This window comes from Bacillus sp. AFS040349 (genome assembly GCF_002577655.1).
GTDB lineage: Bacteria > Bacillota > Bacilli > Bacillales > Bacillaceae > Metabacillus.
Genome location: NZ_NUMC01000193.1, coordinates 1 through 623 on the forward strand (window position 1 = coordinate 1; position 623 = coordinate 623).

General features: G+C 41.4%; 2 tRNA genes. Both read right to left on the reverse strand.

The features are described 5' to 3' along the window. Positions 1-329: 329 nt before the first annotated feature. Positions 330-403, reverse strand: a tRNA-Trp gene (locus COD11_RS25915). A 58-nt stretch (positions 404-461) separates the two neighbouring features. After that, positions 462-545: transfer RNA gene (locus tag COD11_RS25920), tRNA-Tyr, on the reverse strand. Positions 546-623: the final 78 nt, after the last annotated feature.

Genomic DNA, 623 nt, shown 5'->3' on the forward strand with positions numbered 1-623 from the left:
CTTGGCTATAGCCCATTGAATAACCTTCAAGAATAAACTTCCCTGAATAAGCTACATGAATCCTCATCGCAAGAGGATATTCTGGGGTATTTCTGACAGGAAATATCACGGAATATCGTCGACAACTAGGTATACTTTCCAGCTTAATCTGTGTCGATCACTTTATATTCCAAACTTTCTACACAAAAATAAAAGTCTCGTGCTCTACACCAGCAAGAGGATATTCTAAAGGAAATATCGTCGAAAACTAAGTGCTTTTAAGCATCTAAAAATACTAAGTAACAAGATACTANNCCACTTCGCCACAACCGCCATTAATTTTTATATATTGGCAGGGGCAGTAGGAATCGAACCCACACCAAAGGTTTTGGAGACCTCTATTCTACCGTTAAACTATGCCCCTAATATTTAAGAGTTGTTTTTTAAATTAATGCTAGATATGTTGCTGTCGCAAAAATCTATGGTGGAGGGGGGCAGATTCGAACTGCCGAACCCTAAGGAGCGGATTTACAGTCCGCCGCGTTTAGCCACTTCGCTACCCCTCCATATATGAGAGTGCCGGCGAGAGGACTTGAACCCCCAACCTACTGATTACAAGTCAGTTGCTCTACCAATTGAGCTAC